Annotated in this window: 21 protein-coding genes, 1 tRNA gene and 1 pseudogene; 18 read left to right on the forward strand and 5 right to left on the reverse strand. The window is 58.1% G+C overall.

Going from position 1 to position 22,750, the window contains the following annotated elements:
• Nucleotides 1-151: 151 nt before the first annotated feature.
• The 3 genes from ACTYOL_RS25770 (at nucleotide 152) to ntrC (ending at nucleotide 3,476) form a co-directional block, all read left to right on the forward strand.
• A complete protein-coding gene (locus ACTYOL_RS25770; protein ID WP_112899363.1) occupies nucleotides 152-694 on the forward strand; it encodes a chorismate mutase in 543 nt (180 codons plus the stop codon).
• Between the two features lie 263 nt (nucleotides 695-957).
• Entirely contained in the window at nucleotides 958-2,043 is a 1,086-nt protein-coding gene (gene glnL, locus ACTYOL_RS25775; RefSeq protein WP_063541424.1) for a nitrogen regulation protein NR(II), read from the forward strand.
• A complete protein-coding gene (gene ntrC / locus ACTYOL_RS25780; protein WP_063541426.1) occupies nucleotides 2,040-3,476 on the forward strand; it encodes a nitrogen regulation protein NR(I) in 1,437 nt (478 codons plus the stop codon). Before glnL ends, ntrC begins: the two co-directional genes overlap by 4 nt.
• A gap of 578 nt (nucleotides 3,477-4,054) precedes the next feature.
• Here the strand turns inward: ntrC and ACTYOL_RS25785 are convergent.
• Nucleotides 4,055-4,492, reverse strand: a complete 438-nt coding sequence (locus ACTYOL_RS25785) for a hypothetical protein (RefSeq protein ID WP_444757297.1) — start codon at nucleotides 4,490-4,492, stop codon at nucleotides 4,055-4,057.
• Between ACTYOL_RS25785 and trmL the strand changes: the two genes are divergently transcribed.
• Nucleotides 4,491-4,946 carry a tRNA (uridine(34)/cytosine(34)/5-carboxymethylaminomethyluridine(34)-2'-O)-methyltransferase TrmL gene (trmL, locus tag ACTYOL_RS25790; RefSeq protein WP_112899365.1) on the forward strand — a complete coding sequence of 152 codons (456 nt, stop codon included), beginning with the start codon at nucleotides 4,491-4,493 and terminating at the stop codon, nucleotides 4,944-4,946. The genes ACTYOL_RS25785 and trmL overlap by 2 nt on opposite strands.
• A 77-nt stretch (nucleotides 4,947-5,023) precedes the next feature.
• On the opposite strand, the gene gabP is transcribed toward trmL, so the two are convergent.
• Nucleotides 5,024-6,412 (reverse strand): GABA permease, encoded by a 1,389-nt coding sequence (gene gabP / locus ACTYOL_RS25795; RefSeq protein WP_054895290.1) that lies wholly within the window; start codon nucleotides 6,410-6,412, stop codon nucleotides 5,024-5,026.
• A 644-nt stretch (nucleotides 6,413-7,056) separates the two neighbouring features.
• Here gabP and ACTYOL_RS25800 point away from each other — a divergent pair.
• The 14 genes from ACTYOL_RS25800 (at nucleotide 7,057) to ACTYOL_RS25865 (ending at nucleotide 18,354) form a co-directional block, all read left to right on the forward strand.
• Nucleotides 7,057-7,830, forward strand: a complete 774-nt coding sequence (locus ACTYOL_RS25800; RefSeq protein ID WP_444757298.1) for an ABC transporter ATP-binding protein — start codon at nucleotides 7,057-7,059, stop codon at nucleotides 7,828-7,830.
• Nucleotides 7,831-7,842: 12 nt separating this feature from the next.
• A complete protein-coding gene (locus ACTYOL_RS25805) occupies nucleotides 7,843-8,595 on the forward strand; it encodes an ABC transporter substrate-binding protein (RefSeq protein WP_054895292.1) in 753 nt (250 codons plus the stop codon).
• A 57-nt stretch (nucleotides 8,596-8,652) separates the two neighbouring features.
• Nucleotides 8,653-9,348, forward strand: coding sequence for an ABC transporter permease (locus tag ACTYOL_RS25810; protein ID WP_063541434.1), 696 nt, complete (start codon nucleotides 8,653-8,655; stop codon nucleotides 9,346-9,348).
• A complete protein-coding gene (locus ACTYOL_RS25815; RefSeq protein WP_063541436.1) occupies nucleotides 9,345-10,034 on the forward strand; it encodes an ABC transporter permease in 690 nt (229 codons plus the stop codon). The genes ACTYOL_RS25810 and ACTYOL_RS25815 overlap by 4 nt, the downstream gene beginning before the upstream one ends.
• Before the next feature lie 117 nt (nucleotides 10,035-10,151).
• Nucleotides 10,152-11,369 (forward strand): methyltransferase, encoded by a 1,218-nt coding sequence (locus tag ACTYOL_RS25820; RefSeq protein WP_444757299.1) that lies wholly within the window; start codon nucleotides 10,152-10,154, stop codon nucleotides 11,367-11,369.
• 492 nt (nucleotides 11,370-11,861) lie between these two features.
• Nucleotides 11,862-12,440: a hypothetical protein gene (locus tag ACTYOL_RS25825; RefSeq protein ID WP_054895538.1), complete on the forward strand. Its 579-nt coding sequence runs from the start codon at nucleotides 11,862-11,864 to the stop codon at nucleotides 12,438-12,440.
• Between the two features lie 9 nt (nucleotides 12,441-12,449).
• Nucleotides 12,450-12,656 (forward strand): helix-turn-helix domain-containing protein, encoded by a 207-nt coding sequence (locus tag ACTYOL_RS25830; RefSeq protein WP_043211003.1) that lies wholly within the window; start codon nucleotides 12,450-12,452, stop codon nucleotides 12,654-12,656.
• Between the two features lie 18 nt (nucleotides 12,657-12,674).
• Nucleotides 12,675-13,055 (forward strand): hypothetical protein, encoded by a 381-nt coding sequence (locus tag ACTYOL_RS25835; RefSeq protein WP_153774287.1) that lies wholly within the window; start codon nucleotides 12,675-12,677, stop codon nucleotides 13,053-13,055.
• A gap of 21 nt (nucleotides 13,056-13,076) precedes the next feature.
• Nucleotides 13,077-13,331, forward strand: a complete 255-nt coding sequence (locus ACTYOL_RS25840) for a hypothetical protein (RefSeq protein WP_226938352.1) — start codon at nucleotides 13,077-13,079, stop codon at nucleotides 13,329-13,331.
• 97 nt (nucleotides 13,332-13,428) lie between these two features.
• A tRNA-Thr gene (locus tag ACTYOL_RS25845) sits at nucleotides 13,429-13,504 on the forward strand.
• Nucleotides 13,505-13,667: 163 nt separating this feature from the next.
• On the forward strand, nucleotides 13,668-14,987 hold the full coding sequence (locus ACTYOL_RS25850; RefSeq protein ID WP_426739241.1) for a tyrosine-type recombinase/integrase: 1,320 nt from the start codon (nucleotides 13,668-13,670) through the stop codon (nucleotides 14,985-14,987).
• A 931-nt stretch (nucleotides 14,988-15,918) separates the two neighbouring features.
• The gene (locus ACTYOL_RS25855) at nucleotides 15,919-16,899 is read left to right on the forward strand and encodes an integrase domain-containing protein (protein WP_426739242.1); all 981 of its coding nucleotides are present in this window, start codon (nucleotides 15,919-15,921) and stop codon (nucleotides 16,897-16,899) included.
• The gene (locus ACTYOL_RS25860; RefSeq protein ID WP_125488208.1) at nucleotides 16,896-17,171 is read left to right on the forward strand and encodes a hypothetical protein; all 276 of its coding nucleotides are present in this window, start codon (nucleotides 16,896-16,898) and stop codon (nucleotides 17,169-17,171) included. The genes ACTYOL_RS25855 and ACTYOL_RS25860 overlap by 4 nt, the downstream gene beginning before the upstream one ends.
• A gap of 310 nt (nucleotides 17,172-17,481) precedes the next feature.
• Nucleotides 17,482-18,354 carry a hypothetical protein gene (locus ACTYOL_RS25865; protein WP_426739243.1) on the forward strand — a complete coding sequence of 291 codons (873 nt, stop codon included), beginning with the start codon at nucleotides 17,482-17,484 and terminating at the stop codon, nucleotides 18,352-18,354.
• Between the two features lie 209 nt (nucleotides 18,355-18,563).
• On the opposite strand, the gene ACTYOL_RS25870 is transcribed toward ACTYOL_RS25865, so the two are convergent.
• The 3 genes and pseudogenes from ACTYOL_RS25870 to ACTYOL_RS25880 all read right to left on the reverse strand — a co-directional run bounded on the left by ACTYOL_RS25870 (nucleotide 18,564) and on the right by ACTYOL_RS25880 (nucleotide 22,583).
• Nucleotides 18,564-21,575: a DEAD/DEAH box helicase gene (locus ACTYOL_RS25870; protein WP_444757300.1), complete on the reverse strand. Its 3,012-nt coding sequence runs from the start codon at nucleotides 21,573-21,575 to the stop codon at nucleotides 18,564-18,566.
• A gap of 480 nt (nucleotides 21,576-22,055) precedes the next feature.
• A pseudogene (locus tag ACTYOL_RS25875) lies at nucleotides 22,056-22,354 on the reverse strand (type II toxin-antitoxin system RelE family toxin).
• Nucleotides 22,344-22,583: a type II toxin-antitoxin system RelB/DinJ family antitoxin gene (locus tag ACTYOL_RS25880; protein ID WP_060478286.1), complete on the reverse strand. Its 240-nt coding sequence runs from the start codon at nucleotides 22,581-22,583 to the stop codon at nucleotides 22,344-22,346. Before ACTYOL_RS25880 ends, ACTYOL_RS25875 begins: the two are co-directional and overlap by 11 nt.
• Nucleotides 22,584-22,750: the final 167 nt, after the last annotated feature.

The following is a 22,750-nucleotide window of genomic DNA, read 5'->3' on the forward strand; positions in this document are numbered from 1 at the left end:
TGTGCGCGGCGCCTGCGCCGTGACCGTCTAGAGAACGGCCTCCTTCGGGAGGCCGTTTGCGTTTTCACATCCAGAATTTACAGAACCTTCCTACTAGAAGGTTAGTAAAATTGCTGCGAGACTCAGAGGCTCCAACCCCATGGAGACTCCCATGCGTCGTTCATTTATCACCTTCTCCTGCATCGCAGGGCTGTCCGCTTGCGTGAATGCCAACGAGCCCCGCTCCCCCTTCGATCCCCTGCTCGACAGCATCGAACAGCGACTGGAAATCGCCCAGGCTGTCGCACTGCATAAATGGGATCGCCACCAACCGGTTCAAGACAGCCCACGTGAGCAACAGGTACTGGCCAAGGTCGGCCAGGCAGCCAGTGCACATCGATTGAGCGCCGACCGTGCCGAACAGTTCTTTGCCGATCAGATAGAAGCCAACAAGCTCAGGCAGTACCACCTGCTCAACCAGTGGCACCTGCAACATCAAGCGCCTGATATTCCGCGCCAGGACCTCGCCAGCGAGATCCGCCCCATACTGGATCAGCTCCAGGACCGATTGCTCGATGCACTGGCCGAGTTCGACCAGCAACGTCCGCAGCGCTGCAGTGAAGCCCTGGCTGAAGCAATTGCATCGAGAACTACCGATGCCCCGCGTCGCCTGTTCCTGATCAGGGCTACCGCCAACCTGTGCCAACGCCCCTGACGCTCTATGCTCTATATTGGTGCACAAAACCGCTGAACGCCCCGCAATGCACCCCAAATTAGGTCAGGAGAATCGGTAAACCAGGCTTTTCTGAGCCGATTTTGCGCATATCCAGCGCTTTATCGGGCAATTCCGCTTCTTTTCGGAGCCTTGGTTTGTTTCTTGCATTTTCAGGCTATCAGCGGATTACCAGCGTGCCCGCCCCTGGTCGAGCCAGGGGCGCCATGTGCCAGAACAGCGCCAAAAGAGGTCAACCACGCACCATGACCATCAGCGATGCACAGCACCGTCTGCTCCTGGACAACCTGACCACTGCCACCTTGCTGCTCAACAGCGACCTGCGCCTTGAGTACATGAACCCGGCAGCGGAAATGCTCCTGGCCGTCAGCGGCCAGCGCAGCCATGGCCAGTTCATCAGTGAGCTGTTCACCGAATCGACCGAGGCGCTCAATTCCCTGCGCCAGGCCGTGGAACAGGCGCACCCGTTCACCAAGCGCGAAGCCCAACTGACCTCGTTGACCGGCCAGAGCATCACCGTCGACTACGCCGTGACGCCGATCCTGCACCAGGGCAACACCCTGCTGCTGCTCGAAGTCCACCCGCGCGACCGCCTGCTGCGCATCACCAAGGAAGAGGCGCAACTGAGCAAGCAGGAAACCACCAAGATGCTGGTGCGCGGCCTCGCCCACGAGATCAAGAACCCGCTCGGCGGCATCCGTGGCGCAGCGCAGTTGCTGGCCCGCGAGTTGCCCGAAGACGGTCTGCGCGACTACACCAACGTCATCATCGAAGAAGCCGACCGCCTGCGTAACCTGGTCGACCGCATGCTTGGTTCGAACAAGCTGCCGTCGCTGTCGATGACCAACGTGCACGAAGTGCTCGAGCGTGTCTGCAGCCTGGTGGAGGCCGAAAGCCAGGGCGGCATCACCCTGGTGCGCGATTACGACCCGAGCCTGCCGGACGTGCTGATCGACCGCGAGCAGATGATCCAGGCCGTACTCAATATCGTGCGCAACGCCATGCAGGCAATCAGCGGGCAGAACGAACTGCGCCTGGGCCGCATCACCCTGCGCACCCGCGCGGTGCGCCAGTTCACCATCGGCCATGTGCGCCACAGGCTGGTGGCACGGGTCGAGATCATCGATAACGGCCCCGGCATTCCCGCAGAACTGCAGGACACCCTCTTCTATCCCATGGTCAGCGGGCGCCCGGACGGTACCGGGCTCGGGCTGGCCATTACCCAGAACATCATCAGTCAGCATCAGGGCCTGATCGAGTGTGAAAGCCATGCCGGCCATACCACCTTCTCGATCTTCCTGCCCCTGGAACAAGGAGCCACAGCCCCATGAGCCGTAGTGAAACCGTGTGGATCGTCGACGATGATCGTTCCATCCGCTGGGTCCTGGAAAAAGCCCTGCAACAAGAGGGCATGACCACCCAGAGCTTCGACAGTGCCGACGGGGTCATGGGTCGCCTGGCCCGGCAGCAGCCGGACGTGATCATCTCCGACATCCGCATGCCTGGCGCCAGCGGCCTGGACCTGCTCGCGCAGATTCGCGAACAGCACCCGCGCCTGCCGGTGATCATCATGACCGCCCACTCCGATCTGGACAGCGCGGTGGCGTCCTACCAAGGGGGTGCCTTCGAGTACCTGCCCAAGCCGTTCGACGTCGATGAGGCGGTTTCGCTGGTCAAGCGCGCCAACCAGCACGCCCAGGAACAGCAGGCGCTCGAAGCGCCGCCCGTACTCGCCCGCACGCCCGAGATCATCGGCGAGGCACCGGCGATGCAGGAGGTGTTTCGCGCCATCGGCCGGCTGAGCCATTCCAACATCACCGTGCTGATCAACGGCGAGTCCGGCACCGGCAAGGAACTGGTCGCCCACGCTCTGCACCGCCACAGCCCGCGTGCGGCTTCGCCGTTCATCGCGCTGAACATGGCGGCGATCCCCAAGGACCTGATGGAGTCCGAGCTGTTCGGCCACGAGAAAGGCGCCTTCACCGGCGCGGCCAACCAGCGGCGCGGACGCTTCGAACAGGCTGACGGCGGCACCTTGTTCCTCGACGAGATCGGCGACATGCCTGCCGACACCCAGACCCGCCTGCTGCGCGTGCTGGCCGATGGCGAGTTCTATCGGGTCGGTGGCCACGTGCCGGTGAAGGTGGACGTGCGCATCATCGCCGCGACGCACCAGAACCTGGAATCGCTGGTACAGGCCGGCAAGTTCCGTGAAGACCTGTTCCACCGCCTCAACGTGATCCGCATCCACATCCCGCGCCTGGCTGACCGGCGCGAGGACATCCCGGCCCTCGCCCGCCACTTCCTGGGCCGTGCGGCGCGGGAGCTGGCGGTCGAGCCCAAGCTGCTGAAGCCGGAAACCGAGGAGTTCATGCGCAACCTGCCATGGCCTGGCAACGTGCGTCAGCTGGAGAACACCTGCCGCTGGATCACGGTGATGGCCTCGAGCCGCGAAGTGCTGATCGGCGACCTGCCGCCAGAGCTGCTCAACCTGCCGCACGATGCCGCACCGGTCACCAACTGGGAGCAGGCACTGCGCCAGTGGGCCGACCAGGCCCTGGCGCGCGGGCAGTCGAACCTGCTCGACAGCGCCGTGCCGAGCTTCGAACGGATCATGATCGAGACCGCGCTCAAGCACACCGCCGGACGCCGCCGCGATGCCGCAGTGCTGCTGGGATGGGGGCGCAACACCCTGACCCGCAAGATCAAGGAGCTGGGGATGAAGGTCGATGGCGGGGATGACGATGAGGGTGAGGATCACTGACGACTGACGCGTCGCACTGCGCTCATCCGATCCCGAAGCAAGCCCAGCTCCTGTAGGGGCAACTGTCTTGCTCAAAATCTAAAGACCAGCCCAATCCCTGTGGGGGCGGCGGTTCGGCGCCCCGACTTGTCCCGCGAACACGGGCGTAGCCCGTGCCATGCACCGCGGTGCTTGCTTCGCAGGCAAGCAGCTTCTACAAGTCTCCGCCGCACGCTCCCCTCATGCACCGATCCTGTGCCACTCGCACCTCGGCAAGGCACAAATTCCCTCCAATCCCCGCAAAACCGCCCTGAAAGCCCAGTATTTCCGGGCCTTTCAAAACTGGCACGCCCCCTGCAATAGGTACTGTATCTCCAGTTTCGGGGGCCTCGGTACAGGCAGGCCGGGATATCCCCTCTTTTATTCGCAACACCGCCCGTTTCGGGGACCTCGGTACAGGCAGGCCGGGACTCCCTCTTTTATTCGCAACACCGCCCGTTTCGGGGACCTCGGTACAGGCAGGCCGGGACTCCCTCTTTTATACGCAACATCGCCCGTTTTGGGGACCTTGGTACAGGCAGGCCGAGACATCCCCTCTTTTATTCGTGCAGCCTCACCTGCACCCGCCAGCGCCCAGCGTCCTCTGCAGCGGCCCACGTACCGCTCAGGGGACGCGCGGCCACCACCGTCAGCACCAGCCCTTCCTCGCTCTGCTGCAAACGCCAGCCCACCGGCTTGCCCTGCAGGCTCAATTGTCCACGCTGGGCCTTGCCCTCGGCCTGGAACACCACGGCCACCGTACCTTCGACGTTCTCGCCATGCAGCCTGGGCTCTGCGTTGAACCACAGGTCGAGGCCGTCCTGAACCGCCTCAACGCGCTCGAGCACACGTTCTTCGGGCGCAGTCAGGCGACCGATCATCAGCCCTACCATCACGCCGACGATCGCCATCGACAGCAACACCCGTGGCCAAGCCTTCGAACGCGGGTCCGGTTCGAGGGTAGAATGCTCGTCATCTTCGTGCCTGGAGCCGTGCATGTTTCACGTCATCCTCTTTCAACCAGAAATTCCGCCGAACACCGGCAATATCATCCGCCTCTGCGCCAACAGCGGTTGCGACCTGCACCTGATCGAGCCGATCGGCTTCGAGCTGGACGACAAGCGCCTGCGTCGTGCGGGGCTGGATTATCACGAGTATGCCACGCTCAAGCGCCACGAGAGCCTCGAAGCATGCCTGCAAAGCCTGGGGCAACCGCGCCTGTTCGCCTTCACCACCAAGGCCTCGCACCCCTTCCATGAAGTGGCCTACCAGCCAGGCGATGCCTTCCTGTTCGGCCCTGAAAGCCGCGGCCTGCCCGCCGAGGTGCTGGACAGCCTGCCCGCCGAGCAACGCCTGCGCCTGCCGATGCGCCCCGGGTGCCGCAGCCTGAACCTGTCCAATACCGTGGCCGTCACGGTATACGAGGCCTGGCGCCAACAAGGCTTCGCCTGAGCAGGATCGCGATTCGCCGCCCATGAAAAAGGCCGCGTCCCTCACAGGACGCGGCCTTTTCATTTACGCGGTGCGGATCAGTTATCCAGCGCCACCTGCCCGGCAGCCCCGCGTTTGCGGTGCAGCAGGAGGCCTGCCGCCACCACGGCGATGCTCAGCAAGGCCGTGGCGATGATCTCGATCCGGTGATCTTCACGCAGCGCCATCACCACCAGCACAGCCACGATGAAGGCGATGGTCGCCCAGGTCAGCCCCGGGAACAGCCACATCTTGAACGAGATCTTCTCGCCGCGCGCTTCACGCTGGGCACGCATGCGCAGCTGGGAAACGGCGATCACCAGGTACACCAGCAGCGCAATGGCGCCGGAGCTGGCCAGCAGGAACTCGAATACCTGGGCCGGAGCGACGAAGTTGGCGAACACGCACAGGAAGGCCGCAGCGGTCGACAGCATGACCGCCCAGTGCGGGGTGCCCGCCTTGGTGGTGCGCTGGGCCACGGCGGGTGCGTCGCCACGCTTGCTCAGGGAGAACAGCATGCGCGAAGAGGTGTACAGCGCCGAGTTCAGGCAGCTGGTCACGGCGATCAGCACGACGATGTCGACGATCAGCTTGGCATTGGGCACGCCGATCAGGCTCAGGACGGTCTGGTAGGAGCCTTTTTCCGCAAGGGTCGGATCGTTCCACGGCACCATGGCCACGACCAGGAAGATCGACACCAGGTAGAACAGGCAGATGCGCCAGATCACCGAGTTGGTCGCACGGCTGATCTGCTTGCCCGGATCCTTCGACTCGGCGGCCGCGATGGTGACGATTTCAGTGCCCATGAACGAGAACATGGTGGTCAGCATGGCTGCAAGCACTGCCCCCAGGCCATTGGGCATGAAGCCCTGGGTATCGAACAGGTGGCTGACACCGCTGACCTGGCTGCCCGGCACCATGCCGAACATGGCCGCGCAGCCGACGACGATGAAGGCGATGATCGCCAGCACCTTGAGCAGGGCGAACCAGAACTCGAACTCGCCGTAGTTCTTCACGCTGAACAGGTTGGTGATGGTCAGCGCCAGGGTGATGACCAGCGAGAACGCCCACAGGTCGACGGCCGGGAACCAGGCATGCAGGATCGCGGCAGCGGCGTTGGCCTCCAGCGGGATTACCAGCACCCAGAACCACCAGTACAGCCAGCCGATGGTGAAGCCGGCCCAGCGCCCGATGGCGCGGTCGGCGTAGGTCGAGAACGAACCGGTGTCGGGCGAGGCGACGGCCATTTCGCCGAGCATGCGCATCACCAGCACCACGAGGGTACCGGCAGCGGCATAGGCGAGCAGGACCGCCGGGCCGGCTGCGGCGATGGCGTGGCCGGAGCCGACGAACAGACCGGCGCCGATGACGCCAGCAATGGACAGCATGGTGACATGCCGTTGTTTGAGCCCCTGAGCGAGGTCATTGGAATTGTGCTTACCGCTCATAAAACTACCTTTGTAAGGAGTGGACCACCCGATTGCTGATAACGAAGCGCGCCAGGGGTTGATTTAGACGCCTTGGCAATCGGCGCTTTCCAGCTGGCAATAAGTGCGCCAGCGCGGAAAATCATTCGTCTGAATAATGTCTCAGTCCCGAATGGCGGGGCCTTGCGAGCATTTGGCCAGGGTTTGACCGAATGCCCGTCGAGGCTCGCGGGCCAAGTGTGCATTACTGAAATACCCACTTACAAATGCACTAAAGGTAGTCCTTGGTAACACCTTTGCACTGATCGAGGGCACAAAAGGTGCAACCTCGGCGTGCAACCTTGAGTCGGTGGTGTGGCCTTCGCGGGCAAGCCCGCTCCTACGGTTTGGGCGGGGGGCGCGCCACCGAACAAAACCGAAACTCCTTCCCTCCCCCGCCCAAAACTGGCACCATCGCGCCTTTTTTCATCAAGGCTCCGGTGCCAAGCGCAACGCATTGCGGACATCCGCGCGACGTTGCACTGCAGCGATGCGACAAACTGTCCCGCCAACGACCCGAGCCCGCTGCGACCCGGTTGGCCGCCATTACGCCGCTATGCTAGCGTTGCGCTCGCCAGGAAGGCCGCCAACAGCTGGGAACGCACCCGAACACATGAGGACCGCACATGGCCCAGGCCACGCCCGCGCTGGAAATCCGCAATCTGCACAAACGCTACGGCGATCAGGAAATTCTCAAGGGCATTTCGCTGACCGCGCGCGACGGTGACGTGATCTCGATCCTCGGTTCGTCCGGTTCCGGCAAGTCCACCCTGCTGCGCTGCATCAACCTGCTCGAGAACCCGCACCAGGGTGAAATCCTTGTCGCCGGCGAAGCGCTCAAGCTCAAGGCCACCAAGACCGGCGACCTGATCGCCGCCGACAACCGCCAGATCAACCGTCTGCGCAGCGAAATCGGCTTCGTCTTCCAGAATTTCAACCTGTGGCCGCACATGTCGATCCTCGACAACATCATCGAGGCGCCGCGCCGCGTGCTCGGCCAGAGCAAGGCCGAGGCCATCGAAGCGGCCGAGGCGCTGCTGAACAAAGTCGGCATCTACGACAAGCGTTACAGCTATCCCGCCCAGCTTTCCGGTGGCCAGCAGCAGCGCGCCGCCATCGCCCGCACCCTGGCCATGAAGCCCAAGGTCATCCTGTTCGACGAGCCGACTTCGGCGCTCGATCCGGAAATGGTCCAGGAAGTGCTTAACGTTATCCGCGCACTGGCCGACGAAGGCCGTACCATGCTGCTGGTAACGCACGAGATGAACTTTGCCCGCCAGGTGTCCAGTGAAGTGGTCTTCCTGCACCAGGGCCTCGTGGAAGAGCAAGGATCGCCGCAACAGGTCTTCGAAAACCCGACCTCGGCGCGTTGCAAGCAATTCATGTCCAGCCACCGCTAAACGGAGCAACACATGCAGACCTACAAGAAATTCCTCCTGGCCGCTGCCGCCACGCTGGTGATGTCGGCCAACGCCCTGGCCGCGGAAAAACTGCGCATGGGTATCGAGGCGGCCTACCCGCCGTTCAACAACAAGGATGCCAGCGGTAACGTGGTCGGCTTCGACAAGGACATCGGCGACGCCCTGTGCGCCAAGATGAAAGTCGAGTGCTCGGTCGTGACCTCCGACTGGGACGGCATCATCCCCGCCCTGAACGCCAAGAAGTTCGACTTCCTGGTGTCGTCGCTGTCGATCACCGATGAGCGCAAGCAGGCCGTGGACTTCACCGACCCCTACTACTCCAACAAGCTGCAGTTCATCGCGCCGAAGAACGCTGACTTCAAGACCGACAAGGCTTCGCTCAAGGGCAAGACCATCGGCACGCAGCGCGCCACCCTGGCCGGCACCTGGCTGGAAGACCACTACGGCAGCGATGTCGACGTGAAGCTCTACGACACCCAGGAAAACGCCTACCTGGACCTGATCGCCGGCCGCATCGACGGCATCCTGGCCGACAAGTACGTGCAGTACGAGTGGCTCAAGAGCAAGGACGGCCAGAACTACGAGTTCAAGGGCGACCCGGTGGAAGAGAGCGACAAGATCGGTATCGCCGTGCGTAAAGGCGACCCGCTGCGTGAGAAGCTGAACGCTGCTCTGAAGGAAATCATCGCCGACGGAACGTACAAGAAGATCAACGACAAGTACTTCCCGTTCAGCATCTACTGATACGCCCCGACTGGCACCGCCGCTGCGCGGTGCCGGTCCCTTGAACGCACCCTGCCCATGAATATCGACCTGCACGGATTCGGTCCGGCCATGTTGGCTGGCACCCTGATGACCGTAAAACTGGCGCTCTGTGCCTTGCTGCTGGGGCTGGTCCTTGGACTGCTCGGCGCACTGGCCAAGACCTCGCCGATCAAGCCACTGCAATGGCTTGGTGGCACCTACTCGACCCTGGTTCGCGGCGTGCCCGAACTGCTGTGGGTCCTGCTGATCTATTTCGGCACCGTCGGGCTGATGAGCAGCCTCGGCGATGCCCTGAACATGCCCGGCCTCGAGCTCAGCGCCTTCGCCGCCGGCGTAATCGCCCTGGGGCTGTGCTTCGGCGCCTACGCCACGGAAGTGTTCCGCGGCGCCATCCTGGCGATCCCCAAGGGCCACCGTGAAGCGGGCCTGGCACTGGGGCTGTCGAAGGGGCGCATCCTCTCGCGGATCATCCTGCCGCAGATGTGGCGCGTGGCCCTGCCGGGCCTGGGCAACCTGTTCATGATCCTGATGAAGGACACGGCGCTGGTGTCGGTGATCGGCCTCGAAGAAATCATGCGCCACGCGCAGATCGGCGTGACCGTGACGAAGGAACCGTTCACCTTCTACGCCGTCGCCGCGTGCATCTACCTGTGCCTGACCATCGTCGCCATGACCGGCATGCACTTCCTTGAAAAACGCGCCGCTCGCGGCTTCATGAGGGCCGCGCAATGAACTGGGAAGTCATCATCAAGTGGCTGCCACGCCTGGCCCAGGGCGCGACCCTGACCCTGGAGCTGGTGGCCATCGCGGTGATCGCCGGGCTGATCCTGGCCATCCCGCTGGGCATCGCCCGCTCCTCGCGCCACTGGTACGTACGCGCCCTGCCCTACGGCTACATCTTCTTCTTCCGCGGCACGCCGCTGCTGGTGCAATTGTTCCTGGTGTACTACGGCCTGGCGCAGTTCGACCTGGTGCGCGGCAGCTCGCTGTGGCCGTACCTGCGCGATCCGTTCTGGTGCACCGTACTGACCATGACCCTGCACACCGCCGCCTACATCGCCGAGATCCTGCGCGGTGCGCTGCAGGCGATCCCCAAAGGCGAGATCGAGGCGGCGCGCGCGCTGGGCATGTCGCGGGGCAAAGCGCTGTTCTACATCATGCTGCCGCGCGCCGCGCGCATCGGCCTGCCGGCCTACAGCAACGAAGTGATCCTGATGCTCAAGGCCAGCGCCCTGGCCAGCACCGTGACCCTGCTGGAACTGACCGGCATGGCGCGCACGATCATCGCCCGCACCTACCTGCCGGTGGAGATCTTCTTTGCCGCGGGCGTGTTCTACCTGTTGATTTCGTTCGTCCTGGTGCAGGGCTTCAAGCTGCTCGAGCGCTGGTTGCGCGTCGACGCCTGCCAGGGGCGGTGAGCTGAAACCGAGCTGACCTTTTCGCGGGCAAGTCCGCTACCACAGCTGCCCTGCATGATTGGAGGGTTGTTGTAGGAGCGGGCTTGCCCGCGAAGGCCTCACCACCGACCACCCTCCATGCCCTCGACCCCATTCCTCCACCCCGACCAACTGAGCGCGCGCTTCCAGGCCCTGGACCAGTTCCTGCTCCAGCACGAATCCCTGTGGAAACCCCGGCCCTTTACCGCCCTGCACCTGGAATGGGAATCCCGCTATCCCGAACTCGCCCACTGGTTGCGCAACCGCACCCTGGAACAGGCCGAGGCCGCCGAGCATCACCTCGAACAGTTGCCAGCCCCCGCGCCCTTCCCGCAGCTCGCGCAGCAGGCCCTGCAACTGTCGAATGTCGGCGAACTGCCCCTGGCGCCACTGCCGCCGGGCAGTCACCGCCTGAACGTCCACGTCCCCGGCCGCAAGTGGCAGCAGATCGAAGCCTTCGGCAGCCACCTGAGCTTCAGCCAACCCGCCCACCACTGGCTGGACTGGTGCTCTGGCAAGGGGCATCTGGGCCGTCGCCTGCTGCAACCCGGCCAGCAGCTCACCTGCCTGGAATACGACGCCGCACTGGTCAGCGCCGGCCAAACCCTCAGCGACCATCACCACCTGCGCGCCAGCCACGTGCAGCAGGACGTGATGGCCAGCGACATCGCCCGCCACCTGGACGGCGACAAGAGCGTGATCGCCCTGCACGCCTGCGGCGACCTGCACGTACGCCTGCTGCAACTGGCCAGCGCCCGGGGCTGCCGGCAGATCGCCGTCGCCCCATGCTGCTACAACCGCATCCAGGCCGAGCACTACCAGGCCCTGTCGGGCCCCGCGCAAACCTCGCAGTTGCGCCTGAGCGTCACCGACCTGGGCCTGCCGCTGAGCGAAGCCGTCACCTCCAGCGCCCGCACCCGTCGCCAGCGCGACACCTCGATGGCCCGCCGCCTGGGCTTCGACCTGCTGCAACGTCAGCAACGACAGACCGACGACTACCTGCCCACGCCCTCGTTGCCCACGGCCTGGCTGGAAAAATCCTTCGAAGACTACTGCCGCGACCTCGCCGCATTGCGCGAAGTGCCTTTAAGCGGCAACCCCGACTGGATCGCCCTGGAGGCCGCTGGCTGGCAACGACTGGCGCAAGTGCGCAACCTCGAACTGCTGCGCAACCTGTTCCGTCGCCCGCTGGAGTTGTGGTTGGTACTCGATCGTGCGCTGTTTCTTCAGGAAAACGGCTACAACGTGCGCCTGGGTGTGTTCTGCGACTACCCACTGACACCCCGAAACCTGCTGCTGCTGGGCGAGCGAAACTAGCCGGACAACCTGTGGATAAGTCTGTGAACAAGCTTGTGATGAAATTCACGGTTTATTGGATCCACTGGCTATTTCACACGCTTCGCTTATTCCCTTCAGTAAGCGAACGCCAGCAAAAACAGGCCTTTGCGCAAAGACCAACGGCACAGCGCTTCGGCATGCCTTTCGCGCAGCGCTTGCATGCCGGTTGTGCATAAGCCAAATCCCGGGTCCGGCGCAAGCCCCTTGCAGCAACTGTCTTGTTCAGAATCTAAAGGCCTGCCTAAACCCTGTAGGAGCGGCGGTTCGGCGCCCCGACTTGTCCCGCGAACACGGGCGCAGCCCGTGCCAGGCAGCGCGGTGTCTTTTTCGCGGGTAAACCCGCTCCCACACCTAGTTCAAGATCCCACTGCGGCAAAGCGTCGCAAAAGCCATTACAGCAAAATAAATTATTGTATTACGATAATTTATCAAGAATAATCCGCCCCGTTCATCACTGTACGGAGGCACCCCATGAACAGTAGATCCGTCGCCTATGCGCGCTCCCGATTGCGCACCATTGGCGCCCTGGCCGCCCTTCTGGCCTGGACCACCGCTGCCGTCGAGTTCGGCGGCACGCCGCTGCTCTGGCTGCTCGACTACCCCACCATGGTTTCTGCCTACCTACAGGCCTACGGCGACCAGATGCCGCTGCTCCTGGCCGAAGGCTACCAACCGTCCCACCTGGCGATCGGCCTGGTGTTCTTCCTCGACCTGATTCCCACCGCCATCTCGGCATTCGCCCTGCTGCTGACCGGCATCTTCTTCATGCGCCTGTCCAAGGGCCAGACCTGGACCCTGCCCAACATCCGCCTGCTCTGGTGGGTCGGCCTGCTCTGCATCGGCTCGCCGCTGCTCTGGTCACTGATCGGCACCTTCGAGGGCCTGGCACTGGCCATCGACCTGCCTGCTGGCGAAAGGAGCTTCAGCGTGTCGATCGGTGTATCATCCGAGGCTGTCTACGAGATCATGAAAGGCATTCTGCTCTGCGCCTTCTCGCTGCTCATGCGTGACGCCAAGACCATCAGCGATGAACACAACTGTTATGTCTAGCCACCCCTTATGCCGATAATCATCCGCCTCGACGTCGTCATGGCCCGGAACAAGATCCGTTCCAAGGACCTGGCGGAAATCATCGGCATAACGGAAGCGAACCTGTCGCTGCTGAAGAACGGCAAGATCAAGGGCTTCAAGATCGAGACCCTTGAGAAGCTGTGTCGCGCGCTGAACTGCCAACCCGGCGACCTGCTGGAGTTCAGCGAAGAATGATCAAGGACTGCAACACCCATGTATTTGCCCCACAAAGGTTTACTCGCCGTGCTGCTGGCCACCTGGCTGATCAGCGGCTGCGGCCCGAGTTACACGTATAGGTATTCGCCACCGCCCAGCGCGCATGGCATGAACTGCATCAACAACTGCTCGAGCGAGCGCAGGCATTGCCAGCAACTGGAGCGTCTGGAAGAAAACAGCCAGCGCGCCCTGTACCAGGCCGAAATGCGTGCCTACCAGTACTGCAAGACCGGCAAGAGCAAGAAGGAAGCGCGTCACAACTGCTACCAGCCGAGCTACCCATTCGGCAGCTCGTCCAGCTACAGTTGCGGCCGCGATTACGACAGCTGCTACATGGCCTGCGGTGGCACCATCCAGCGCATTCGCAACCCAGATTGATAGATGAACGGATTTCGACACGTGAAATACACCACGCCTTTCACCCTTCTGGCCCTTGGCCTGGCCCTGAGCGGCTGCTCCAGCAGTAGCAGCAGCTACACCCCAAGGACTTCGAACCTGGACTGGGAAACCCCCGGCATGCAGCTCGGCGGCGACCGCGGCCTGCCCCTGCGAGTGGACGACCGCTGCCGCAAGCGCGGTTGCGACAACCACAAGCTGTTTTTCAACCCCGCAGAGCCTGAACCGAGCGTCAACACCATCCACCGCGGCTGGTAGGATTTTCTCCTTTTGGGGCGGTGACTTAGGCGATTTCGTGTTGAATGCAAGGAAGTGGTTTACAGCAGCCAACCGATCGCTATAATGACGCCCCTGTGCCGGTATAGCTCAGATGGTAGAGCAACTGACTTGTAATCAGTAGGTCCCGGGTTCGATTCCTGGTGCCGGCACCATTCAAGGTTCCATAGAAAGCTTTCAAAATCTCTGGAACCCCCGAAAAACCCGCCTTCTGGCGTTTTTTTTCGTTTTGGCGTTCCGTCGGATTCCGGGGGTAGCCAGCGCTAATAAGGGTAGTTTTAAGGATAGAGGTCCGTTTCGATATCGGAGACTACCCTTATGGCCCGCACCACTGCCCCGCTTACAGACACCGCCTGTCGCACGGCAAAGCCCAGAGAGCGCGAATACAAGCTCTTCGACGGCGACGGTCTTTACCTGCTTGTGCAACCCAACGGCCGCAAAGGCTGGCGGCTCAGGTACGTGAAACCGGATGGCCGCGAAGGCCTGACCGCTCTCGGCAGTTATCCGGTGGTCGGGCTGGGCGACGCACGCCGCAAGCGCTTTGAGATCAAGCAGCAGCTCGCCAACGGCATAGACCCCATTCAGTACAAGCAACAAAACAAGACCCAGGCCGTGATCAACGGCCGCACCTTTGAAAGCGTTGCGCTCGACTGGCACGCGAGCATGGTGCCCAAGTGGGCGCCCGGCCACGCCAAGACAGTGCTCAGCCGTTTGAAGACTCACGTATTCCCTTTGATCGGTGCCAGAGCAATCGTTGAGTTGGACACCCACGACCTCATGCAGCCACTGGAAGCCGTGACGAAGCGCGGCACCATCGACGTGGCGCTCAGGATCAAGAACTACCTGCAAAGCATCATGCGTGAAGCCAAACGGCTGCGGTTGATCACAGCGAATCCAGCTCACGACCTCGATGGCTCGATCAAGACACCTCGGGTAACTCACAGACCCGCACTACCCTTATCGCGGCTGCCAGAGCTACTGGCATGCATTGAGGACTACAGAGGTCGCCCGCTCACGCGCCTCACGGTGATGCTGTCGTTGCATGTATTCGTACGCTCCAGCGAAATGCGTTTCGCCCGCTGGAACGAATTCGACCTCAAGCGCGGCATCTGGGAAATCCCCGACACCCGCCCGGCACTAGACGGCGTGCCGTTTTCCACAAGGGGTACAAAAATGGCCGGGGATATTCACGTTGTACCCTTATCGCCGCAGGCAGTGGCCTTGCTTGAGCAGATCCACGCGATCACCGGCAAGTTCGAGCTGGTGTTCGCGGGGGATGCCAAGCCGTGGAAACCGATGTCCGAGAACACGGTGAACGCGGCGCTCAGGACGATGGGCTACGACACCAAGGTGGATATCTGCGGCCACGGGTTCCGGGCCATGGCGTGCAGTGCGCTGGTTGAGTCCGGGTTGTGGTCGGAGACGGCTATCGAGCGGCAGATGAGTCACAAGGAACGCAACAACGTACGGGCCGCTTATACCCACAAGGCCGAGTTCCTCGAAGAGCGCCGGATGATCATGACCTGGTGGAGCCGGTTTCTGGAGGCGAACCGCGAGGACCATGTGACGCCGCATGAGTTTGCCAAGCAGGCGGGCGAGAACGTCACGCGCCTTCGCAGTGCCAAGAGGACCGAGTAAACCGCCGCACCACCACCTCAATTCGCTGTGAAGTTACCCACAGCACCGCATGAAGCTCCTCCGCGCGGGTCCTTTCAAACGGGGCTGCAAAGCCGCCCCGTTTGAAAGGACCATACCTAAGAAAAAAAACCGCTGGCACAGCGTACGTCTGTGGAAAACCACAGATTTCCACCGGGGGATAGTTTTATCCACAAGCGCTAAGTTCCTGAAATTGCTTTGCTTGACGAACATTGTCCACAGGCGTAGACCGGGAGTTGCAAGCGCTGTCGATGACAGCACCCTAGGTGACCCGAACCTTGAAGGTCACGCCGCTCCCGCGGTGGTTCTCCCCAAGGGCGATTAGCATTCGGCAGCTCGCCCGGTCACTACCCATGTGATGAATGCTCTTACACATATAGCGCTCGTGCGCCAGATACTCCGTACCTCGCTGCCCTGCAGCAACCTATCCGCTTGGCCGAAAATTTGCGCCAACCTGTGCCCGTCTCTTTCTTCTGGAAAGAGACGGGCACTTCTACCACTGCTGCAGCCCTGATCGCACAAGGCTTTGCGGCATTCCCCCTCGTGACAATCGGCATGACAAACGCCGATGTCACCAGCAACAGCGCTGTAGATGATGGTGCCGCAGACCAAGGAATGGACTGCACCTGACTGACAGTCAGGCATGCCCCGGTCATCGCAGTGCTGCGTTCACCCGGCTCAGGATCTCGCGGCACTGGTCTCGTCAGCCAATGCAGCCTCTACCCGCCCACCGGTAACGGTGCTCAGGAGGCCAGATCATGAGATGCCCTTGCTCCCGGTCGTAAGGAGCCGCCAGTCCCGCGTAGAGGAAATTCCCCACAGGTCGCAGGGGCCTTGATCCCTGATAACACTCAGCATTCTTGGCGGGATGACGTGGGGCGAGGATCGGAGAACGGCAGATGAGGTGACCGACATGGCATTGGTAGGAAGACGTAATGGTCGCAATTTCGGTTATGGCAGGCAATTGAGCTATGCAGGGCCGCAGGCGCTTAAGGACATATTCGGCGGCGGCCACTACGGCACGGTCAAGGCGCACTGTGATCGGTGGCAGGCATTCGTTAAGTGGTGCCGCTCAGAGCAGGGACCCGGTATCAATGATGCGCGGCAGATTGATCGCAAAGTGTTGGCCGACTATGCAGCGTATCTGCGTGACGTGGTAAGGCGCGGTGACCTCGCCGTCAGCACCGCACAAAACCGGCTATCCAGCATTAACAGAACCATGGCAGCGCTTCGCGGTGATCAATACGTGAAATTGCCAAGTCCGAGCAAGGCGTTGGGTATGCAGCGCACCGGGGTTCGCCAGTCTGTGCCACAGGGGCAGGACCGCGAACAGGTGAAGCAAGTCGTCGACGCGCTTTGCAGCCAAAATCTGCTCCGGGCCGCCGCGATCGTTCTGTTGGCGCGAGCCACCGGCATGCGCTTGCGTGAAGCCATCTTGGCTGACTTGCCACGGCTAAGTCGTGAGGCTGAAGCCTTCGACAAGATCAATATCCAAGACGGCACCAAAGGCGGCCGCGCCGGCGCCTCAGCGCCACGTTGGATCGCGGTGAGCGACAGTGTTCGAGGCGCCCTCGAGTTTTCACGGCAAGTGTCGCCTGTGGGCAGCCGCAACCTGATCGCACCCCACCAAACCTACCTGAGTGTCCTTCAGGAAAACATCCGCCCTGCGCGGGTCATCCTCCATGCACACAACTTGAAAGGCTTCCATGAGCTACGAGCGGCCTACGCATGTGAGCGTTATGAGCAAAACACCCAACACCGCGCACCTATCAACGGCGGTGAATGTTACCAGGTAGATCGCAACCTTGATCGGGAGGCCCGAAGACAAATCAGCTATGAGCTGGGACACGGTCGGATCGACGTAGCTGCTGCCTATATTGGAGGACAGGCATGAGCAAGCCATTCGATATGGATTTGTTCTTGGCTGGCGTTCTGACCGGCTCGCACGCAACCCGGCAACGCCATGTGCGACAGGCAAAAATCATCCAGGCCGAAATTGCGAAGCGCTGGCAACTAGAAACGCCTTGGGCTTGGCAGAAAAAGCATCTGACCTGGTTTCTCAAGCACCACCTTAGCCACCGCAGTGAGGCGACAAGTTACTACTACTTGCTGACGGTCCGTCTGCTCGCTCGACGTCTAGGCACGTCATGGCTTTTCCATCTTTAATTGCGATCTGGTGCTATCGGATATCGCCATCAGAAATTAGCAAGAAGCAGAGCGAGATATCTAGAGTTCCTGAATAGCTACAGTGTAACCGCTACATGAACCTAACATTAAAGCTCCTAGCACAGAACTGTGTGGAGCAGTAGGCAGCCATTCCTACCCTGATCTATTGTTCAGTCATCAGGGGATGCAGAGCTCTAATTTATTATCGCTTTTTCTGAGAGACAGCATTTTGACTAAAAGTGGTAATTCCTAATTCCATTCCAGCTCCATCAATGATAGCTTATTCCAAAATTTGATAGAGGTGTTTGGTATGAGCAAAAAAGAAGATAAGCCAGCTCAAATTTTATTTGATTACAAGAACTTGATTGAAACGCTCTCGCGGGTGGAGGAAGCATTCGCTGCGCGCCGATTAAAGTGCCACTCCGGTAGCGCGCTTGGCTCGTTGTTTTCCTCAATACGCCGGATAGCTAAACAATCAGAGAATCAGAATGAAAGACAGTGGCATAAATCTTTTATTAAGTCCACTGAGGCCATACGTATACTCAACGCTGTCGAGGCCGTGCTAGATGACATTGGAGCGCAGGAGGCGATTCATCGTATTACGACGAGTGACATGAATCTTGGTACCCGACAAGAGTCCAATGGAAAGGATGCATTATGGGAGCTTGATTTATATAGACGCTTCAAACTAGGAGGCGTACTCGTTTGTTTCGAAGAGCCGGATTTAGTTGTGTCTCTTGGCGAGAGCCACGGGGAGTACGCTATAGCATGTAAGAAAATATATTCCAGAGCCGGCGCTCAAGAATCCTTCAAGGTGGGGTGTAATCAACTTAAAACTCATGGAAAGCCAGGAGTGGTTGCCTTCAATCTAGATGATATTCTCCCCAAGGGCCCTTTGTTTGGATTTTCTTCAGAGACTGAACTCAAGGAGCGTATTGATAAGTTTAATACAAAATTTATACGGGAAAATGAGCGTTACTTTGCACACATAGCAAGTCGAGGGGCATGTGATGGCGTGCTGGTCTCCACGTCGTTCATTGCTCACGTGCCAGATATGGATCCGCCAATTAACATGATTCGGACATCTGCATCATGGACTAGTCGAAAGGAACCGAATGTACAGAATCGCTTCAAAGCCTTCATTGAGTGTCACGACAGAATCTATGAGAATGCTCGCGTGTGATCCTGTTGAAAAATTGGTGATGGTTTCCGTACAGAAAAATTCTCGCCCAGCCTTGTAACAAGGCTTTGAAGTCTTCCATGATCGCGCATGCGGCAGACGCTCCAGCACGGGGCGCAGCCAAGCAAGGCTCGCCTCCACCTTCCTTCAAAGGTAAAAGGCCTCGAAACTTAGAGGCCTATACACTTTAATTCTTACTAGTAGAAGCGAGCTTACGGGGATGTAAAAATCTTGAGATCCACATCAAGCTCATCTGCAGTGCTCAGCCAATCTTCAATTAGTTGATACGCCTGAATACTTGTGGGCGAACACGCTAGTGGGCTTTGCATACTTCTTGTGAAATGACTAGCTGAGAAAGAGTTTCCGGCAACAATCCAAATCTCCTTCTTACATTTCATCGATACTCTCCGCTCACAGATAACATCCCAGACTCTCTCAGAGAGTGAGTCATCAAGTGGTGCAGGATGATTGATAGCTCCTTCCACTAACCTGTAACGTGTATCTAGCGGAAACTCAGCACCAGCAGCGGGCCAAGCTTGCTTCCATGTAGAGAAGTTTCCAGGCTTCACCCTTTTAACCCCTGAAATCAACATGTGAACGTTTTTTATTGCCTGACTTCCAACTTCCGCAATAGCACCGGCTGGAGATTGAGGGTTTAATGAATCACCACACTTAACATGAACAAAGCACAATTTTTCCGGCGAAGACAAAATGAAATCAGCAGGCTCAACACCCATATCACAACAAAGAACAATATCACAAGCAGGGATATATGTTGCGAAAGGACCCAGTGCTCCAATTGGGGTTGTTTGGTCCCCATAGCCTTTCAGCAAGTCGATCAAATAAAATATCGAATCCGTATCAAAATCAGCTCTAGTAGTCCGATGATACTTATGGTCGAGAGTGTGCCCCTTCTCCCTGAGAGCTGGAGCTCTAAGTGCGTCAAGCGGAAAAATGGCATTGCCTGCAAAGCTTTCTTCAGCAGGAATTCCGCGTTCGTAGGGTAAGGCTAGCTTGTAAAAAGCTCCTGCCAGATACGTTACACCGTCCTCGTACAGCACTTTCAATCTATGTCCGGAATTCAAATACTCCACTATCCACTCGATATCAGCTCTTCCTTCTGACGCTCCACTTAGAGCAACTTCAAAAAACCCATCATCATCCGAGTAACTTAACGAAAGCTCTATAAGATCACCTTGAGCGTCGAAAGTAATCCCCTGCTGATAGTCAACATAAACAAAATCAGGATAAATCACTCCGTGATTCGTAGCTTCAGGCCCCTCAAGATCGGTAAAATCTAGCAGCACTGACAAAATTTCTGACGTGGGTTTTTCGCTGACCGGCTGAGCATAGGACTTGATAAGTCGCCCAGCATTCCCTCCAGCATTGATACATTGGCTTATCGTATCGACCCATTCAGAAATGTCTTGAAGAGTGAAGTTGGATTCTTTTTGATCGACAACCCGCCCGGACCTAGCGCCAATGTAAAAACTACTGTCTCTTTTGCCGTCTAGGCCAATATTATCGACCTTCACCATAGTTAATGCGTAACGGGAGTTACTTTGACTGCCGCGCCCGCCATCAAGATTGTGCCCTTTCAATGCTACGGACTCTGGACGGCGCAAGGCCCGGCCAATAGCACGAGCGTGAGTTTCCTTAATCTGATTAATTGCTGTTTTAGCAGCCAAAGCAGTCAGCTTGTCAATATGAATTGCATTACCAAGCCTATACTGCTCCTGATTATAATAACGGCCACCGCCGCTATCGAAGATAGCGACACCAGAATCAATTTCTTTTACCACAACCACATGCAGCCTAGGCTCAAAGAAAAGCTTATTTGTAAAAAACTTTGAACTTTTGAACTCAACATAAATCATGACCTGCAAATCAAGAACTTCTTCATAAGATTTGACTAGCGATCCAGAACCATGCAATTCCCAATACAACCGATCCATCAGTAGCGGCAGAGAGAAATCAACCTCTTTTTGTACAAAGCAGACTGACGCATGAGGAATCTTGAGATCGTCTTCTGGATCAACACTATTGAGGTCAACTCTTTCTTTGAACTTACCATCAAAATAACTATATCTTGGAAAGCTCTCTAAGAAAGATTCAATCAAGTAACTTGTGCTTAACGAGCTAACAAATTCGCCTGCACCACCATTGGCGAGATAGCTATCAAATTTTTGATATCCATCCCACATGCCCTCATTTGCCCCGCGGCTCAGGTCGATCACCAGCGGTTGGGTTGCTCCATACCGGCGTACAATCCGACCTACTGCCTGAACTAGCTCACGACCACTACCCAGTTCATAGGTAAGTATCAGTAACTTAGCCTCAGGGATGTCAACTCCTTCATCAAGCTTGTGCTGGTGAATTATCACCCGCACCCCCTCAACTTTAAGAGCTGGACCAACTCGCTTAAATTTATTTTGCGCCTCGTCGATTTCTAGTCGCTCGTGCACGCTTGCCGTGATAAATGATTGAGACAGGAGTTCATGGTATTTTAATATCTCTTCCAGACTCTTGCATTTCACGATACATTTCACATCTTCATTTGCACCTAGGTAGCCTAGAATGCCTGCAAGCAAATCTTCCTCCCTATCAACTTGCTCATACTGGGGCTCCATAATAACCCCATCATCGATCGCCTCTTTAAATGTAAAAACATAAAAATGATCGGTACTTACGTTCAGCTCAAACAAATCATTACGATAAGGAGTTGCCGTAACCACTACTTTCATAGCTGCGGACTGACGTATTATCTCACGCCAAACTGGAGAGGGCTCAGAGTGCCCTTCATCTACAATAATTAGATCAAAATCGCTTTGGACATTCTTTAATTCTTCGTCGCTCAGCATCGTCAGCTTTTGAAAGCTTGTGATATAAACTCCGTCACCCTGATCAAAATTAGGGTCCCTATAGGTTTTCTTTAACTCAAACGCTTGATCACCAATTGTATTACGGAAGAATTTTTTCGAAATCTCTTTAAATAATTGATCTTTCACGGCCTTTCTGTGACATATCACAAGAACCTTCAAGGCATCTGACAGATGTGATATAAGAGAGATAACTCCTGTTTTCCCCGCACCTGTCGGCAGGTTGATCAGAAAGCCTCTCTCAGTATCATTCTCTTCGGCATACCTAACGAAGCTGCGCACTGCTTCTAACTGACACTTTCTTAGCTTTTCTTCATTAGAATCCAGATATTCCAAGATAGTCACAGCGGTCTTCCATGTAATTGAATAGGGTCTTTTAGGATCTTCAGGCCACGATGCGGAGGCGCGGCATCAAAACGCCATTATTCCATACACCTCAGCGCCAATGGTAGATACTTGATCAGCCCATATAGGAGACGATCGAGCTTCCTTTCACCGGAGGACGCGAGACCATCCTTCGTCCGCTCTGGGCTAGGGAGTCCTCTACCAACTGCACCTTTGGGTCATCCACAGGAACCAATATTCGAAAGGGTGGCTGCCACGCCTCAAGGAGGTAATTCTTTAATAGATCTCCTGGCATGAGTGACAGCTTGGGGTGCCTTTAAAAGGATATTTTTAGAGATATAGCGGGGAGTAAGTTTATAAAAAACATATACAAAACATATATTTATAGTTAATTTCGACTCTTGGTGCCGCATCTAAATCAGCTGCATACCAACGAATACCTCCAAGGCCACCACAACCCGCCCTTTGGCAATTTGTTCGTTATGACGTTTTACCTACCACTCGCTCTGCCGCCTTGCGATAAGCCTGTTCTCGCTCGCGCTTATCCACAGCTACCACAAAAACAACAACCTCCTGATCGATCACTTGGTAGACCAATCGGTAGCGCTGCTGCGCAGCTTGATCTTGTAGCAGTCCGGCAAGCTATGCAGCCGGTTCGCTTCGATCCTCGGATTCAGTAAAACCGAGACGAGTTTTTTCTTGAGTTGCTGCCGGACCGTATCCCCCAGCGTTTGCCATTCCTTTAGCGCTCGCGCGTCGAACTCAAGGCTATAGGTCATCCAGAGAAACCTTCACTCGCTGAGGGTCGGCAAGGCGCTCGCGAACGGTCGCTAGCAGCGCCTCATCCTCATCGGTCATGAGGACAGGTTTAAAAGGCAGCTGGCCGCGCTCGGCGACGTACTGCAATGCTTGGCGCATAAGCTCGGAGGGTGTAACACCCAACCGCTCAAGCTCACGATAGGCTCGGATTTTGAGATCGTCGTCGATACGAACATTGATGGATGCCATGGTGGCTTACTCACTGTAATGACAATGGTCTTTACAGTGACGTATTTCCGGGCACCAGACAAGTGGCTTAGGAGCACAAGCCGACGAAGGACAAAGCCCAGGGAGCGCGAGTACAAGCTCTTCGGCCGCGAAGGCCTGACCGCCCTTGGCAGCTATCCGGTGGTCGG

The organism is Pseudomonas sp. A014, assembly GCF_052378495.1.
Classification (GTDB): domain Bacteria; phylum Pseudomonadota; class Gammaproteobacteria; order Pseudomonadales; family Pseudomonadaceae; genus Aquipseudomonas; species Aquipseudomonas machongensis.